The sequence below is a fragment of the Moritella sp. PE36 genome, from assembly GCF_000170855.1.
Taxonomy (GTDB): domain Bacteria; phylum Pseudomonadota; class Gammaproteobacteria; order Enterobacterales; family Moritellaceae; genus Moritella.
In genome coordinates this window covers 1-15,431 of record NZ_ABCQ01000078.1, presented here as the reverse complement: position 1 = coordinate 15,431, position 15,431 = coordinate 1, and the positions used below count along the sequence as shown (strand labels likewise).

Annotated in this window: 14 protein-coding genes and 1 pseudogene; 7 read left to right on the top strand and 8 right to left on the bottom strand. The window is 43.4% G+C overall.

From position 1 onward, the window contains the following. The 3 genes from PE36_RS22265 to PE36_RS22255 all read left to right on the top strand — a co-directional run. Nucleotides 1-251 (top strand): NAD(P)H-dependent oxidoreductase (locus tag PE36_RS22265; protein ID WP_006034375.1); only part of this gene is annotated, 251 nt, incomplete at its 5' end. A gap of 14 nt (nt 252-265) precedes the next feature. Next, entirely contained in the window at nt 266-829 is a 564-nt protein-coding gene (locus PE36_RS22260; RefSeq protein ID WP_043994983.1) for a carboxymuconolactone decarboxylase family protein, read from the top strand. 169 nt (nt 830-998) lie between these two features. Further along, a complete protein-coding gene (locus PE36_RS22255) occupies nt 999-1,367 on the top strand; it encodes a helix-turn-helix domain-containing protein (RefSeq protein WP_043994982.1) in 369 nt (122 codons plus the stop codon). Nucleotides 1,368-1,418: 51 nt separating this feature from the next. On the opposite strand, the gene PE36_RS22250 is transcribed toward PE36_RS22255, so the two are convergent. Together PE36_RS22250 and PE36_RS22245 are read right to left on the bottom strand one after the other, a co-directional pair. Beyond that, nucleotides 1,419-1,958, bottom strand: coding sequence for a redoxin domain-containing protein (locus tag PE36_RS22250; protein WP_006034372.1), 540 nt, complete (start codon nt 1,956-1,958; stop codon nt 1,419-1,421). A gap of 153 nt (nt 1,959-2,111) precedes the next feature. Next, nucleotides 2,112-3,317, bottom strand: coding sequence for an MFS transporter (locus PE36_RS22245; protein WP_006034371.1), 1,206 nt, complete (start codon nt 3,315-3,317; stop codon nt 2,112-2,114). A gap of 172 nt (nt 3,318-3,489) precedes the next feature. Between PE36_RS22245 and PE36_RS22240 the strand changes: the two genes are divergently transcribed. Then, nucleotides 3,490-4,371 (top strand): LysR family transcriptional regulator, encoded by an 882-nt coding sequence (locus PE36_RS22240; RefSeq protein WP_006034369.1) that lies wholly within the window; start codon nt 3,490-3,492, stop codon nt 4,369-4,371. Nucleotides 4,372-4,449: 78 nt separating this feature from the next. On the opposite strand, the gene PE36_RS22235 is transcribed toward PE36_RS22240, so the two are convergent. Beyond that, the gene (locus PE36_RS22235; protein ID WP_006034368.1) at nt 4,450-5,457 is read right to left on the bottom strand and encodes a substrate-binding domain-containing protein; all 1,008 of its coding nucleotides are present in this window, start codon (nt 5,455-5,457) and stop codon (nt 4,450-4,452) included. Nucleotides 5,458-5,850: 393 nt separating this feature from the next. On the opposite strand from PE36_RS22235, the gene PE36_RS22230 reads away from it, so the two are divergent. Then, nucleotides 5,851-8,964 carry a beta-galactosidase gene (locus tag PE36_RS22230; protein ID WP_006034367.1) on the top strand — a complete coding sequence of 1,038 codons (3,114 nt, stop codon included), beginning with the start codon at nt 5,851-5,853 and terminating at the stop codon, nt 8,962-8,964. A gap of 43 nt (nt 8,965-9,007) precedes the next feature. On the opposite strand, the gene PE36_RS22225 is transcribed toward PE36_RS22230, so the two are convergent. The 3 genes from PE36_RS22225 to PE36_RS22215 all read right to left on the bottom strand — a co-directional run bounded on the left by PE36_RS22225 (nt 9,008) and on the right by PE36_RS22215 (nt 12,188). Further along, nucleotides 9,008-9,655 carry a NifU family protein gene (locus tag PE36_RS22225; protein WP_006034366.1) on the bottom strand — a complete coding sequence of 216 codons (648 nt, stop codon included), beginning with the start codon at nt 9,653-9,655 and terminating at the stop codon, nt 9,008-9,010. After that, nucleotides 9,648-11,000 (bottom strand): P-loop NTPase, encoded by a 1,353-nt coding sequence (locus tag PE36_RS24930; RefSeq protein WP_304412106.1) that lies wholly within the window; start codon nt 10,998-11,000, stop codon nt 9,648-9,650. Before PE36_RS24930 ends, PE36_RS22225 begins: the two co-directional genes overlap by 8 nt. 384 nt (nt 11,001-11,384) lie before the next feature. After that, complete coding sequence (locus tag PE36_RS22215) at nt 11,385-12,188, bottom strand: carbon-nitrogen hydrolase family protein (RefSeq protein WP_006034364.1); 804 nt, start codon at nt 12,186-12,188, stop codon at nt 11,385-11,387. A gap of 195 nt (nt 12,189-12,383) precedes the next feature. Here PE36_RS22215 and PE36_RS22210 point away from each other — a divergent pair, with 195 nt between their 5' ends. After that, nucleotides 12,384-12,803, top strand: coding sequence for an Lrp/AsnC family transcriptional regulator (locus tag PE36_RS22210; protein ID WP_006034363.1), 420 nt, complete (start codon nt 12,384-12,386; stop codon nt 12,801-12,803). A 326-nt stretch (nt 12,804-13,129) separates the two neighbouring features. On the opposite strand, the gene PE36_RS22205 is transcribed toward PE36_RS22210, so the two are convergent. Then, nucleotides 13,130-13,468 (bottom strand): hypothetical protein, encoded by a 339-nt coding sequence (locus PE36_RS22205; protein WP_006034362.1) that lies wholly within the window; start codon nt 13,466-13,468, stop codon nt 13,130-13,132. A gap of 588 nt (nt 13,469-14,056) precedes the next feature. Here PE36_RS22205 and hxpB point away from each other — a divergent pair. Beyond that, nucleotides 14,057-14,722, top strand: coding sequence for a hexitol phosphatase HxpB (gene hxpB, locus PE36_RS22200; RefSeq protein ID WP_006034361.1), 666 nt, complete (start codon nt 14,057-14,059; stop codon nt 14,720-14,722). A gap of 337 nt (nt 14,723-15,059) precedes the next feature. Here the strand turns inward: hxpB and mglC are convergent. Next, nucleotides 15,060-15,431 (bottom strand): annotated as a pseudogene (gene mglC, locus PE36_RS22195) (beta-methylgalactoside transporter permease); the annotation flags it as partial.

Genomic DNA, 15,431 nt, shown 5'->3' with positions numbered 1-15,431 from the left:
GTGGTACTCGTACTGAGACTAAATACATGTTGTCACTAACATTTAACGCCCCTGAAGAGTCATTTAATGATGACAGCGAATACCTATTCCAAGGTAAAAGTGTTGATGATTTGATGTTCCATATGCATGCAAATTTCCGTTTCTTCGGTATGTCTGCATTACCTACGTTTGCCTGTTTTGATGTAATGAAAAATGCTGATATTGATAGCGACTTTAAACGCTTTGAAGATCACCTAGACACTAATTTTTAATAATGGGATTAACAATGACTGAATTCACTTATTACAACGCAGAGACCGCTCCAGAAGAATCAACAGCGTTAGTTGAACAATCGCTTAAAGGTTTTGGTATGTTGCCAAACCTACATGCAGTCTTAGCTGAAGCACCAGCAACTTACGAAGCGTACAACACAACGTTTGATCTGTTCATGAACAATACGACCTTTAGTCCGTTAGAACAACAAATTGTATTTATGACCGCAAACTTTGAAAACAACTGTCATTATTGTGTGCCAGGCCATACTTGGATGATGAAAGCGGGAAAAATGCCAGATGAAGTAATTGAAGCACTTCGTGAAGGTACTGAGATACCTGATGCGAAGCTTCAAGCACTACACGATTTCACGAAAGAGTTGCTCGATAGCCGTGGTCATATTGGTGACGACCGTCTTCAAGCCTTCCTTGATGCTGGCTACAACAAACGTCAAGCATTAGAAGTGCTGACGGGACTGGCTGCGAAGTTAATTTCTAACTTCACTAATGCGCTAGCTCACACAGAAACGGACAAACCCTTTGGAGCATTCACTTGGACGCATCCGAGTGAACGCTAATATTACGACAATTTTCTGCTGAATTGTATTGGCATAAGTGCGTATTGGCTTATGCCATTTTTCGGTTGGATGTATGTCTGTTCGCATTAAGATTAGTTGCCTAATATGGTGGTCTGTAGTGTAAACTAAACTAAACTAGTGTACTTTTAGTAACCTTGTGGGGGAAGTTATGAAAGCAGAAGTAAAGTCTGATACAAGAGGTCGGAAGACGGTAGTCAATGCGTGCATCGAACCGTGTGCGATAGAAAAGGGCATGCGTGTACTTGGTGCGAAATGGAAAGGCTCGATTATCTTCCATTTAAAAGATGGACCAGTACGGTTCAATGATTTAGCACGTATGCTTGGTGGTGCGAGTAAAAAAATGGTCGATCAGCGTCTCAAGGAATTAGAGGAAGAAAATATGGTCACAAGGAAAGTGCTCAGTGATCGCCCAATTGCAGTCAGTTATGAATTAACTGATTTTGGCCGAAGTGCGTTAAAAATATTAGATGACTTACGAGTTTGGTCGGAAACAAATGAGATTCAGGTTCGTAAATAAGTGATAACTTTAAAATACCAGTTCAGATAACTGGTATTTTTGATTCATTAGTTAATAGTTCAGAGTGCCACGGATAGGGTAGTTATTATCTGGATCTCGGATCCAATTAAGCCCACGGGATAGTGCGCCTAATTCAGGACGAACAAATGGGTTATTTGAAATATCAACCACATGCAAATCACCATCTTCATTCACGACAAATAATCCTGGCTCCGCAAAGTTATGATCCGTTTCTTGCTCTGAACGTGGGAGCGATATGTACAAGCCAAGCGCTTTCATCTGAGTTTCAGTCAGTCCATACGCAATTGGGAAACTGATTGTCAGTTTAGCTAAATGCGTTTCTAATTGTAGTTTTGAATCTGCGGAAACGGCGAAAATATCCACACCCGCCTCAGCAAATGTCTGTTTGTAACCTTCTAGTTCATTTAGATACTTAGTACATAATGGGCAGTGTTTACCACGATAAACAAACACGGCTTGCCAGGTTGCATTACCCTGCGGTTTTCCCAGGGTGACAGTAGAACCGTCTAATAGAGTAGCCTCTAAGTTTGGAAATAAATCACCAGCCTTGAGCTTTATTGAGTGTGCCATCGATATCCTCTTTTCAAATGTAAAATTTATATCAAAATTATAGGTACAAGTTAGCGACTAAACAACTAGTTACATTTTAGTAACCACGTCGAAGTTGTTACAAATGCGTTTGCATTGGGTTCGCATTGGCCAGGTTGCTATTCACTGCCGCTATTACACCGTTTGTTTAGCGAGATTGAGTTCTGCGTCTTCATCGCGTAGTGCTTTCTTATCTAATTTTCCACTCAAGCGGGTTAATGCCAGCGCAACGAGAACAAAGACAGCGCCTACCCAAGGTGTGTGCATTAAGCCTGCTTTGGCAACAATAATACCGCCGCCCCAAGAGCCAAGTGCAATGCCCACGTTAAAGGCTGCGATGTTTAATCCTGATGCTACATCGACAGCGTCTGGAGTGTGTTTTTCTGCTAGTTTTACCACGTACACTTGCAGTCCAGGAACATTACCGAAGGCAAATGCACCCCACACTAAGATGGTTGTCACCGCTGCTACTGGATTCACCGCGGTGAAGTTAAACACAACCAAGACTGCAGCAAGACCTGAGAAGATCACCGTCAGCGCTTTAACAGGCCCCATTTTGTCAGCCATTTTACCGCCCCATATATTACCGAATGCAACCGATAGCCCGTAGACCAGCATGATTAAACCGATGGCGCTTGAGCTAAACCCTGATACTTGTTCTAGGATTGGGGCTAGAAAAGTAAAGGCTGTAAATGTGCCGCCGTAACCCAATGCAGTGATCGCATACACCAATAGTAAACGAGGTTGCGTGAGAACTTTAACCTGTGCTGACAGTTTTGCTGCTGGGGGCTGTTTTAGGTTGTTTGGTACTAATAACGCGCTACCAATAAGGGCAATAAGACCAAGCGCTGCAACAATTAAAAAAGTTGCTTGCCAGCCAAAGGATTGACCAATGTAAGTCCCTATAGGTACACCCGTTACCAATGCGACGGTTAAACCAGTAAACATGATCGCAATCGCACTGGCGGCTTTCTCTTTAGGGACTAAGCCGGTAGCGATAGTCGAACCAATGGAGAAAAATACACCATGAGCAAGGCCAGTAATAATACGTGCGATAATTAACGTATCGTAGCCTGGAGCTTGCCAAGCGAGTAAGTTACCCGCAACAAACAAAGACATCACAGCAAGTAAGACGTGCTTTCTATTCCACTTGCCAGTCAGTGCAGTTAAAACAGGCGCGCCCACCGCAACACCAAGGGCGTAAAGGCTAACTAAAAGTCCGGCTGATGGTAGGGATACATTTAAATCGGCCGCCATCGTAGGAATAAGCCCTACGATGACGAACTCGGTGGTTCCGATAGCAAAGGCGCTGAGCGTCAATGCAAGTAGTGCTAAAGGCATAATAATTCTCTTTTTTACAGTGTCTGATGGATAAAAATAGCGATAATAAATGTACCGCACTTCATTTGGATGGCTTCATTATGCATAACAAACTTATTGTGAAAAACAGTGTCTTTGACAAATTACTTTTGTTATAAATAGGGGTAATAAGCAAATATGTTGGAGAGAATGAATGCTGACCCGTTCTGATGATTTAGAAATTTTATTGACTGTGGTGGATAGTGGTGGTTTTTCTGCGGCGGCAGAGGCGTTAGATATTCAAGTCGCACGTGTATCACGGGCGGTAAGCAAGGTGGAAAAACAGCTTGGCGTATCGATACTTAATCGTACGACGCGGCGTGTTGAATTAACTGATGAAGGCCGCCAATTTGTCGACTCCATCCGTGTTGGCTTGCTGCAAATTCAGCAAGCGGAAGAAGAGCTTATTACACGCGGAGAATTACCGAAAGGGCGCTTACGTGTCGATGCTGCCAGTCCGTTTGTGTTTCATCAGTTAGTGCCACTGGTGCAAGCCTTTAATAAGGTTTACCCAGATATCCAATTGGAGCTCACCTCGAATGAAGGTTTTGTAGACCTATTAGAGAAGAAAACCGATCTGGCTATTCGTATTGGTCAGTTAACTGACTCCACCCTTCATGCAAGACTGTTAGGGAAAAGTTTGTTGTATATTGTGGCATCGCCTGATTACTTAGCTCGGCGAGGTATTCCTAAACAGACAAACGATCTCTCAACTCATGAAACGATTGGCTTTTCTGGGCCAAAAATACTAAACCATTGGCCGCTAAAAGGTTTTGAAACATTAGCGTCCACTGTTACCTCGAGTAATGGTGAAACCGTTCGACAACTGACGTTAGCGGGGAACGGTATTGCCTGTTTGTCTGGATTTATGGTTAAAAAAGATATTGAAGAAGGGCGATTGGTCGCATTATTGGAGCCTGATAAATTAATCAATACGGGCAGAGAACAGATCAACGCGGTGTACTACAAGTCTTCTTCTGTAGCAAAACGTATTTCGGCGTTTATCGACTTTATCCAGCCTAAGCTGTCTTTATGAGTTAAATCCGCTGTGATTTACGCTTAGCTGGTAGCCATAAACTCAAGATGCAGCTTTCTGAATCTTGAGTTGCTTTAGCTAATCTAAATTGTGTTTACTGACCGATAAACGTTGAACGAGTGTTGGCGAAAACATGATGTTTTCAGGCTCACATTCTTCTTTTTTGGCTAGCTTAATAGAAAGCAGAATAGCTTGTTTAGCCATTATCTCAATTGGGTAATTAATGGTGGTCAGTTTAGGGTGAACATAGCGAGAAATTAAACCATTATCAAAACCAACCAGTGACATTTTGGCAGGTACTGCAATGTTATGTTCTTCAAGCGCAGCAAGCACGCCCGCAGCGATGATATCGTTGTAGGTCTGCACAGCCGTGATGGGCATGTTTTTAGATAATAACGCAACCATAGCCTGTTTTCCGCCTTCATCGCTGGGTTCAGCCTCCAGAGTATAGCTATCAGGACTTGGAAGGTTATAGTCTTGTAAGGCGCTTAGGTAACCCGCTTTGCGTTGTTCGGCATCATCAATTTTGTGGTTTGAATTGATGTAGGCAATATGTTTATGACCGTTATTGATCAAAAACTCGGTTGCCATATAAGCGCCTTTAAAGTTATCAAAAGCGATACAGCGCTCAGCAATTTCCGGAATATAGCGGTTAATAAGCACGAGACCAGGCGCCTCTTTAGTAAAATCAATAAGTTCTTGATCACTTAATGCTTTGGAGTGGATAACTAAAGATTCACTCCCGCTATTAATCAATAGTTCTATCGCATCTCGCTCGGCGTTTGCATCATGATAACCATTGCCAATTAACAAGTGCTTATTATTTTCACGTGCGACTTGATCAACCGCTTTAATGATGGACCCAAAAAATGGATCGGAAACATCACCGACTAAAACGCCAATGGTATTGGTATTTTTACTGACCAGAGCTCGGGCATTAGCGTTAGGGCGATAGCTTAATTTTTTCATCGCCGCTTGCACTGATTGTATCGAGGCTTTCCCAGCTTTAGGGGATTTATTGACTACTCTTGATACAGTTGCAATTGATACACCTGCTTCTCTAGCCACATCTTTAATCGTTGCCATTTTACCTTCTTAAACTGTGTTTATTTATCTACTCTGAGGCATTTTTCCAATTCAGTGTAAACGATCTAATTATTAATGTTGATGATTTTTTACATCGCGCTCATATAAATAATAACGAACGTAAATTAACGCATGTCATTAAAGCCTTTATTCGAAATAAATCAGTCAAATAGCGAGGATTTCATCGCATATCTGTAAACAAGAACACGCTGATGTGGAATCGTTTACATTCAGGTTGATTAGAAGGTGTTACCGACCTCTGATTTCTTAACAGTAAATAAAAAAACGCTATTATGTAAACGTTTACAGTGATATAGATCGAGGTATCTTATTTGTTCGATTAAAAGAGTCTGATTTGGGTTGACCATGACAGCGCATCGCGAAAGGAATCACATGAAAACATTTTCTGAAATAATCAACGCACGTGATTGGGAAAACCAGCATGTCACACATCAGCATGTTGCCGAAGCGCATGCACCATTACATGCCTATCACTCTCATCAGGCTGCGTTAAACAATCAGACCTCAAACTATCAGCAATCATTAAATGGTGAGTGGACATTCCAGTTATTTGATAAGCCAGAAAACGTGCCTGCTAGTTGTATGCGTGCCGACTTTGATGATAAAGACTGGTCCACAATCCCTGTACCAAGTAACTGGCAGTTACAAGGCCATGATAAACCGATTTATACCAACCTAAAATATCCGTTTTCAGATTCCCCGCCTTTTATTCCGCAAGACAATCCGACCGGTGTTTACCGTTTACAATTTGATTTGCCTGAGTCCTGGGAAGGGCGTAAGCAAAGTATTATTTTTGATGGCGTTAACTCGGCATTTCATCTTTGGTGTAATGGAGTATGGATTGGTTATTCTCAAGATAGCCGACTCGCTGCTGAATTTGATTTAAGTGAACATTTACTTGCCAACAATAATCAATTAACCGTGATGGTGATGCGTTGGTCTGATGGCAGTTATCTTGAAGATCAAGATATGTGGTGGTTAAGCGGTATATTCCGCGATGTGACCTTATTAAGTAAACCCGCCTTTGCTATCCGAGATGTGGCGATCACCACTGTTCTGGATCGCTGTTATAACCATGGCACACTGAATGTGTGTACTTTTTTAAGCGGACAAAGTCAGGAGTATCAGGTCAAAGTACAGTTATTTGATGCACAATTACAACCGGTATTTGAAAGTATATCGGCAAGTTCAGGTCAACGTATTATCGATGAAAAAGGGCCTTATTTAGACCAAGTTGAGCATCAAATTAGTATACCGTCGCCACATAAATGGAGTGCAGAATCGCCGTATTTATATCGAGTGGTGGTATCGCTTATCAATAGAGCAGGTGACGAGCTCGATTTCGAAGCATACCACGTTGGTTTTCGCGTTATTGAGATCACCGACGGGCAGCTTAAAGTGAATGGTGAAGCGCTGTTAATTCGGGGTGTTAACCGTCATGAACACCATCCTGAAAAGGGACATGCGGTTTCTTATGACGATATGCTTGTTGATATAAAGTTACTTAAGCAAAATAATTTTAATGCGGTGCGTACTGCGCATTATCCAAACCATCCTGCCTGGTATGAGCTGTGTGACCAATACGGTTTATATGTGGTGGATGAGGCCAATATTGAAACTCATGGGCAATTTCCAATGTCGCGGCTGTCCAATGATGGAAGCTGGTTGAATGCTTACATGCGCCGTATGACGCGTATGGTTGAGCGCGATAAGAACCATCCTTGTATTATTATCTGGTCGTTAGGGAATGAGTCTGGAATAGGCAGTAACCATCATGCTATGTACCAATGGACGAAGCTTAAAGATCCCACTCGTCCGGTACAATATGAAGGGGGCGGGGCAAATACTGCGGCCACGGATATTATTGCGCCTATGTATGCGCGAGTCGATGAGGATGTAGTATTGCCGACTGCTGCCGATGTTGTTCCCAAATTTTCGATTAAAAAATGGATAGGATTACCCAATGAACATCGCCCGTTGATCTTGTGTGAGTATGCGCATGCCATGGGGAACAGTTTAGGCAGTTTTGATAAATACTGGCAGGCATTCCGTGACAATCCAAGGCTGCAGGGTGGATTTATATGGGACTGGGTGGATCAAGGTCTAACCAAAACAGATGAAAACGGTCAACAATATTGGGCGTATGGTGGTGATTTTGGTGATCAGATTAACGACCGTCAATTCTGTATTAATGGTTTAATTTTCCCGGATAGAAGCTTACACCCAACGATTTTTGAAGTGAAAAAAGCACAACAGTTCTACCACTTTACTCAAGTAAAAGATACGCATGTCGATGACACTAGCTTAACCATTAAAGTCACCAGTGAAAATCTGTTCACGACCAGTAATGGTGAAACGCTGCATTGGAATGTGAGTGAAGACGGTTATGTGATCGTGTCGGGTGACATAGTATTAGATGTGGCTGCAAAAAGCACTCAGCGATTAACCTTATTAGAGACAGTGCCTGTACAAAAAACAGGATGTGATTATCACCTTAATATTGAAGTGCGCTTAAACCAGGATAAGCCTTGGGCTAACAAAGGTTTTGTGGTGGCAACAGAGCAACTTGAGGTCCCCAATAGCAGTGAATTGCGCGCTCTATCATTACCCGAAACAGCAGCACCTGCGTTGAGTGAAAATGAGCAATCTGTTTTGGTATCGACGGATAACTTTAGCATCGAAATAAACAAAACCACGGGCCTGATCAGTAACTGGTTGGTTAATGGCGAAGCGAAACTGTTGCAGGGACCTAAAGACAATTTTTTCCGTGCGCCAGTTGATAATGATATTGGCACAAGCGAAGCGGATAATATTGATGACAATGCTTGGGTTAGCCGTTGGCAAGCTGCAGGACTTAATGATCTGCAAGTAAAATGTTTAAATATCGAAGCGCATAGGTTAACTCATATTGTGCAGCTAGCAGTACAGTTTGGCCATTATTATCAAGGCAAACTGCTGCTGGCAACACGTTGGCGATATGAGATAAATGCGCAAGGCTCGGTAATTATTGACGTAGATCTGAATGTCGCTAAATCATTGCCTCCGTTAGCGCGGGTCGGTCTGGAATTGGTATTACCTAATACCAATAAGGATGTGGAATGGTTTGGCCGCGGACCGCATGAAAACTACCCGGATCGAATGTTGTCTGCGTATATTGCTCGTCATTCCAGCTCGATTGAAGCGATGCATACGCCTTATATATTCCCGACAGAGAGTGGACTACGTTGTGATGTCAAAGAAGCCAATGTGGGAGATTTAACCATTGCGGGTGATTTTCATTTATCGGTCAGCCGGTATAGTCTGGCTAATGTAACGCAGGCTAAGCACACGAATGAACTGCTCGCAGAGGATCTACTTTATGTGCGGTTAGACGGTTTCCACATGGGGGTCGGTGGCGATGATTCATGGAGTCCAAGTGTTCATCAGGAGTTTCTGTTAAATAAAGCGCGTTATCATTATCAGATGACGATTGCATTTAATGAATAGCGCATCGGAATTAAACTCCAGCGTTAACGGATTGGCGATGTTATCAAAGGGGCTCCTCATGGCGCGGGTAGAACGGCTGTTTTCCCGCTGCGTGGTTGGTCGTATCGACAATTTCCTCGATTTCGGGGGCGACCCTTTTCAGCATGACTTCAAATCCCTGTCGCAGTGTTACCTGAGCGGATGCACATCCCTGGCAGCCGCCGCTCATGCTGATGTAAAGTTTTCCTTGGCGGATTTCTACTATCGATATTTTGCCGCCGTGGTTAGCAATTGAACGGTTTATCTCCTTGTCCAGCAGTCCCTGAATAACAGTAATAAGCTCTGCATCTGACCTTCTTTGCATACCGGTTTGTGTGTCAGTGTGAATATACATCTCCAAGATAGCCGGCACGCCAGTCAACAATTGTGCGCGGATGGCTGTGCCTATGGCGGCTTTTAGTCCTGACCACGAGGCTGTCGGCTCCTTGCAGATGGTCACTATGCTTTCGGCAATGAGCACGTTGGCCACGCCGGGGAGTGCAAACAATTGCTCGCCGAGCGGCGAACCAGCAGCTCGTTCCTTGTTGGCGAAGAAGAAGGGTCCGCCAGGATGCAAGGTACGGCTCACGATGAACTTGCACGTGTCGGGGTCGGCGATCGAAGTCTCCGCACGAATGCTGATCGGCTGATCCGCAAGCGGGAAATCAGACATTTTCAACACTCGTCGCCGCTGCGTGCGTGCCTAATTCACGTAGGTCGTTAAACGAATATATCCCGCTGTTATGGCCGTCGCTCCAATCGAACGAGATCGCGTAGTTGCCGACGCTCACTATCTGTCGCGGACTCACATCAGATCGTATCGTCTTTGGATCAAGCAGCTTGCGTCCGCTCATCTCCTCGATGCAGAGGGCGCAATGACATGCCAAGCGCAGGTCGCGGACGTCGAAGTCGTCGCGATGACCGTCCTCCCAGAGAATGGATAAGGTACGCGGATCGCGCCGCAGGAAACCGATCGGGGTCTTCTGTGAACCAGCAGGCCGTGCCGCGTCTTCCATCCAGCCAGGCGTGCCCTCGTCGCTGTCCCACTTCCACACAAAGGGTTTTAGCACGGTAACCGCCTCGTGCAGCTGCTCCACCAGTGTGGTGGCGATGGAGGCATACACCTTGGCGCTGACCGACGTTGGCTGGTCCGCCACGATCGGCCGACCCTCATCACCGGAGGTAACGACATCGATATCGAGAGGTAAGGCACCCAAGAAGGGGACGTCGAGCTCCTGGCTCATTAGCTCGCCACCGCCGTGACGGAAGATATCCGTGTTCTCACCGCAGTGAGGGCAGGTAAATGTGCGCATGTTCTCGATGATGCCAAGGATATTGACCTGAACCTTCTCGAACATCCGCAAGCCTCGGCGGGCGATCTTTAGGCTCACGGCCTGTGGTGTTGTCACGATAACCACGCCCGACAGCGGCATACTCTGTGCCAGCGTCAATTGGGTGTCGCCGGTACCGGGCGGGAGGTCGAGAATCAAATAGTCCAGCGATCCCCATTGCACGCCGCCGATGAACATATTCAGATATTTTCCTACCATCGGCCCACGCAAGACGGCCGGGTCGTCGTCTCCGGTGAACATGGCCATCGATACAACTTTCAGACCGTGCTGCTGTGCAGGGATCATCTTGCCGTCCGGGGTCATCAACGGCGGTTCATCTGTTTCGATACCTAGCATGCCGGGAATACTTGGTCCAAGGATGTCTGCATCTACGAGTCCTACACGCGCCCCGAGTTGTTGTAGCGCGAGCGCCAGATTGACGCTCACTGTAGACTTTCCGACGCCGCCCTTGCCGCTGCCGACAGCAATTATATGACGTATCCCAGGCATCCTGTCGGCGCTAACGGCCGATTGGGGTGACGCGTTTGGACTTTTTCGTTGATTATGGTCAGTGGTGTGCATGGCTAAATTACTGGTATTTTGACTTAGCGGTGGAGCAGATAACGGGGAGCTCTTCCGCCAGAAAAACAACCAATCCCAATTTTTGTTCCTATTACGAATTTTCAAAATACCTCCGCCGCACGCGCCTGTTCATCTTTCGCCATACTTTCAGATGCGAACCATACCCCTTAAAGTATAAGTACTAAGCCGTTCCTGTCCAACTCTGGCTTGGTGCAATAACTCTAAGCCAAACTTGCCCCATATCGACTTAACGTAATTATTCAGTGGCAGATCCTACCACTGAAATCACCATACATTTCTTCATGGCTAACTGCTGAGGGACTGTACTCGAAAACTCCCAAAAGTTATCACAAGTTTTAACTATCCCTTTAGTTCAAAATTTGCATAACAATGCAAATTTGAATCCAAGTAAAATTACATATTTTACGGCTTATTCATGCCGATTTTAAACCTGATGCGAGTAAAAGCTGTAAGCTCAGGCTGCGTATCTTAATTGCTTATGCTTATACTGTTTTTTGTGTGGGAGGTTATTTCGCGGACATAACAGGGGTATTGCTTTTGTTGTTTCTCTACGAATTCTAAATCAAGTTCAAACGATACTATAGGGTTATCTTCCGAAGTCTCTGATATTAATGAACCATCTGGAGCAAAGGCAAACCCTATGCCACCAAAACTTAAGTCGTCACCAACTTTCCCTACACGGTTAGAGCTGACTACATAACACCCAGAAACAATAGCAGCCATTGATGCTGCTGTTTTCCAGTTTTCAATACTATGTTCTGTCGCTCTTGGAATAACAATCAATTGCGCTCCTTGATGCCTATAAGACCTAGCCCATTCATTGAACATTACTTCCGTACACAAAAGGAAGCCTATGGTTAACTTGTCACTTTCGAAGGTATCGAACCCCTTTTTCCCAGTTCGAAACCATTCTGTCTCATAGAACCCTGTCTCATCAGGGAAGTAATGTTTCTGATGTGCAAAATGATATTCGCCGTTTGCTAAAGCAAATGCTTCATTTGCTAGTATATCCTCACATTTGACTGGTCTAGAGGAAAGGATAAGTGGAATACTAAGTTTCTTTAAAGCGTCTATGCCCATGTCATGGGCAAGAATAGATTCCTCGGCACATAGAGCATCGAATTTATTACTTGCCGATAACCATTTTCCAAAAGGCATTTCATTTGTTACCAACACATCAGAATTTTCTGAGTTAATTTTTTTCTTTATCTCTTCCCAATCTCTTCCATCAGTGGTTAAGCCTTCAGGAAATTCAACATAGGTTATTTTCATCTTGTGTGATCCTTATTGGAGGTCTGCTAATACTTGTATACTAATTTAATTTAACAACGGAAAAATGCATATAGACAGGTCGCCATTTTTAACCAACGTTTCGTTGTTTATGCTGTCGAATCGTCGGTTGTGCTCATTGGTATGCTATATTGCATAACACTTAAAATTTCGAACTACTAATTCTTAAGCGGACTAATGGACAAATTTGATCAGAACATACTAGCTTGCTTGACTGAGAATGCTCGTCAATCTAACGCAGAAATAGCACGGAAAGTCGGTCTATCGCGAAGTGCAGTATCAGAACGCATTCGCAAAATGGAGGAGAAGGGCCTCATCCTCGGTTATCGAGCAGATTTGACGCCTCAAGAAAGCAAAGTTGCTGCCTATTTTCAGTTGTACTTCAGCCAGAGTTGCTGTGATGAGGTTGAGGTTATTATTCGACCATATACAGAAATTAAAAGTTGCCATAGTACTTCAGGAGATGTGGATATGATTATTTTCGCAGAAGCTGAGGGCATAACGGAATTGAACGAGCTTCGAAACCGTCTTGAAAAACTGCCGAAGTTAACTCGCATTGTTACACATACTGTCTTAGAAGAACGTATCAGAAGGTAACTCAACTCTGTCACATGAGGCTATCCTAATCTTCATAAAATAAATTGATTTTGCATAGAAATTTAATTCAATCACTTCATGAATCGTTTACATTATGAAAGAAAATGTCCAAAACCTTATATCTGCGGCACCTCTAAAAGTGGTGCCGTTCTGCTTTTTGCAATACTAAAAGTTATCTGAAGGCTGGATTCTGGTAGGTATACTCTAACGAGCTTTTGTCCACGAATGAGTTAGCTAGCCTAGCTAACTCATTGCCTAGCTAACTCAAAATTGCCCCATTCCTTGCTAGGGATGCAGCTCGCCGATTTCAACTTACTGAATAATTTTCAGTCCATTCGGGTAATAAAGGTTTGCTCGTCATCCACAAAAGCCACAAAGCCGCCGTGATAGATAAATACCCGACCACGCCCTTCAACTAGGCAGGCAAGCTGTGGGTTCAAATCTTCTTCGTTATCCTGGCTTTGAAAAGTGCCGGTATCGGTAATTACGCCCCTGAGTGTAGGCAAATATCCATAAGTGCGCTTGGCTTGATCAATCAGGTTCAATTCGCTGGCGGTAGAGAAGCAAAAGGTGATCGCACTAGCTTCTTCGATAAATATAGTTTTCAGTTCTTCAAAAGCTGTAATCACCAGCCAGTCGATGCCGTTAACATGATGGATTAACATAGAGTTTCTCGGTTATTTTGGTGCGGAGATTTTATCACTATTAGGGGGGGATGTAGTAGAGATTTAGTTGATAAAGTTATTTTCGGACATTCATTAGATCAACTTGAAACACGTCTTTGTTCATGTCCTTCCAACTACAATCGTGATGACCAAATAAAGAAGGAGGTCATCATGGAATCTTTCAACAAAAAGAAACGAAGCTGCGTAAAAAAGCCTTTTCGGCTTGAGTAGATTTGGCGGATCAGAACCAGACTAGCTACCTTGGAGTTGAATTAGAAGGCGCATTATTACTTTCAGAAGGCACTGATTGTTAGTCGAAAGGAACCCTATTTTGTAGCGTTCCAGTTAACCGCTATTCTGACAAATTCTTGCCCGAAAGTGGCTTAGGGTAACAGCCCATTTATAATAGGTTGATATCGATTAGCCATAGGTTTAGTAATGTCCGGAGTAGGCATCATTTTTCATAACTTGCAAGCATAAATTGAGAACGGTCGATAGGGTTTAACTTGCAGTATTATATTGGTAAGGTGTCGTCAATATAATTTAGTCAATTACAAATACCCTCTATTGGGCTCTAAATGGATCGCTATGATACAAGCTGTAATTTTTGATATGGATGGGATTCTTATTGATTCAGAACCCATGTGGAAAGAAGCTGAGAAACAAGTATTTTCTTCTGTCGGTGTTGAAGTCTGTGATTCGCTATCGGCGTATACTGCATCAATGACGACACGAGAAGTTACTGAATTTTGGTATAGTCATTTCCCTTGGTCAGGTAAAAGTTTAGAGCAAGTTGAGATTGAAGTTGTTGAGCGCGTGGAGTTTTTGATTTCCGAAAAGGGTAAACCGATGGAGGGCGTGAAAGAAATTTTAGATTTTTGTCAAAATCAAAATCTCAAAATTGGCCTTTCAACGAACGCTCCTTTTAAATTAATATCGGTAGTGCTGAGTAAACTTGATATTGCTCACTATTTTCAAGCTACTTCTTCTTCAGAGCATGAAATTAAAGGAAAACCTCATCCAGCTGTATATTTGTCTACCGCTAATAAACTAAACGTTGAACCTTCAAAATGTATTGCATTTGAAGATTCAGTATCAGGAATCATGGCGGCAAAAGCGGCAAACATTAAAGCTATAGCAGTACCATCGAACTTAGAATTTACAGACGTTAAGTTTGAAATATCTGATTTTAAACTTAGGCGGTTATCAGATTTTACCCTTTCCCATCTGAAAGAAATAACAAACCACATCTAGTTTGAAGTTTTAGCCCTAAGCCGTTTATGTCCAGATCTGGCTTAGTGCAATAACGCTAAGCATAACGCTAAGCATAACGCTAAGCATAACGCTAAGCATGTGAAGCCTGTTCGCTATAACTCATAATTCCAATAGTGATTTTGTAAACCTCGAGGAATTATTAAACTGTATTGTCTTAACTTAATCAGATGAATAAGTATGCAGAGATAGCACAGATAGCACAGATAGCACAGAGGCGAGTGTGCAGCATGTAAGCCACCCTCACTTTATCTTAATTTAAAACGTAAAAAGACAAAGCACAATGCTTTGTCTTTTTAAGTGTTTATCACATTAGTTGTTATTTTTTATCTGCGTATTTCATTGAATCCAGTGCTACAGCAAAGATGATGATGCCGCCTTTGATAATGTACTGCCAATAAGGGCTGACGCCAATGTAGGTCATACCATAGTTGATAATGGTAAAGATCAATACACCCGTTACCACGCCCATAACGCGACCGACACCACCTGCAAATGAAACACCGCCAACAACACAAGCCGCAATCGCATCAAGCTCGTACATAAAACCCAGGTTATTGGTTGCGCTACCAATACGACCAGCTTCTAACATACCGCCAAAGGCATAAAATACCCCCGATAAAGCATATATTTTAAGGAGCGTGATAGGCACATTTACACCCGATACTTTAGCCGCTTCAGGGTTGCCACC

Excerpts from the sequence above, each read along its gene's own strand:
- PE36_RS22260 (WP_043994983.1), top strand. The coding sequence starts at position 266 with ATGACTGAATTCACTTATTACAACGCAGAGACCGCTCCAGAAGAATCA.
- PE36_RS22255 (WP_043994982.1), top strand. The coding sequence starts at position 999 with ATGAAAGCAGAAGTAAAGTCTGATACAAGAGGTCGGAAGACGGTAGTC.
- PE36_RS22250 (WP_006034372.1), bottom strand. The coding sequence starts at position 1,958 with ATGGCACACTCAATAAAGCTCAAGGCTGGTGATTTATTTCCAAACTTA.
- PE36_RS22245 (WP_006034371.1), bottom strand. The coding sequence starts at position 3,317 with ATGCCTTTAGCACTACTTGCATTGACGCTCAGCGCCTTTGCTATCGGA.
- PE36_RS22240 (WP_006034369.1), top strand. The coding sequence starts at position 3,490 with ATGCTGACCCGTTCTGATGATTTAGAAATTTTATTGACTGTGGTGGAT.
- PE36_RS22235 (WP_006034368.1), bottom strand. The coding sequence starts at position 5,457 with ATGGCAACGATTAAAGATGTGGCTAGAGAAGCAGGTGTATCAATTGCA.
- PE36_RS22230 (WP_006034367.1), top strand. The coding sequence starts at position 5,851 with ATGAAAACATTTTCTGAAATAATCAACGCACGTGATTGGGAAAACCAG.
- PE36_RS22225 (WP_006034366.1), bottom strand. The coding sequence starts at position 9,655 with ATGTCTGATTTCCCGCTTGCGGATCAGCCGATCAGCATTCGTGCGGAG.
- PE36_RS22215 (WP_006034364.1), bottom strand. The coding sequence starts at position 12,188 with ATGAAAATAACCTATGTTGAATTTCCTGAAGGCTTAACCACTGATGGA.
- PE36_RS22210 (WP_006034363.1), top strand. The coding sequence starts at position 12,384 with ATGGACAAATTTGATCAGAACATACTAGCTTGCTTGACTGAGAATGCT.
- PE36_RS22205 (WP_006034362.1), bottom strand. The coding sequence starts at position 13,468 with ATGTTAATCCATCATGTTAACGGCATCGACTGGCTGGTGATTACAGCT.
- hxpB (WP_006034361.1), top strand. The coding sequence starts at position 14,057 with ATGATACAAGCTGTAATTTTTGATATGGATGGGATTCTTATTGATTCA.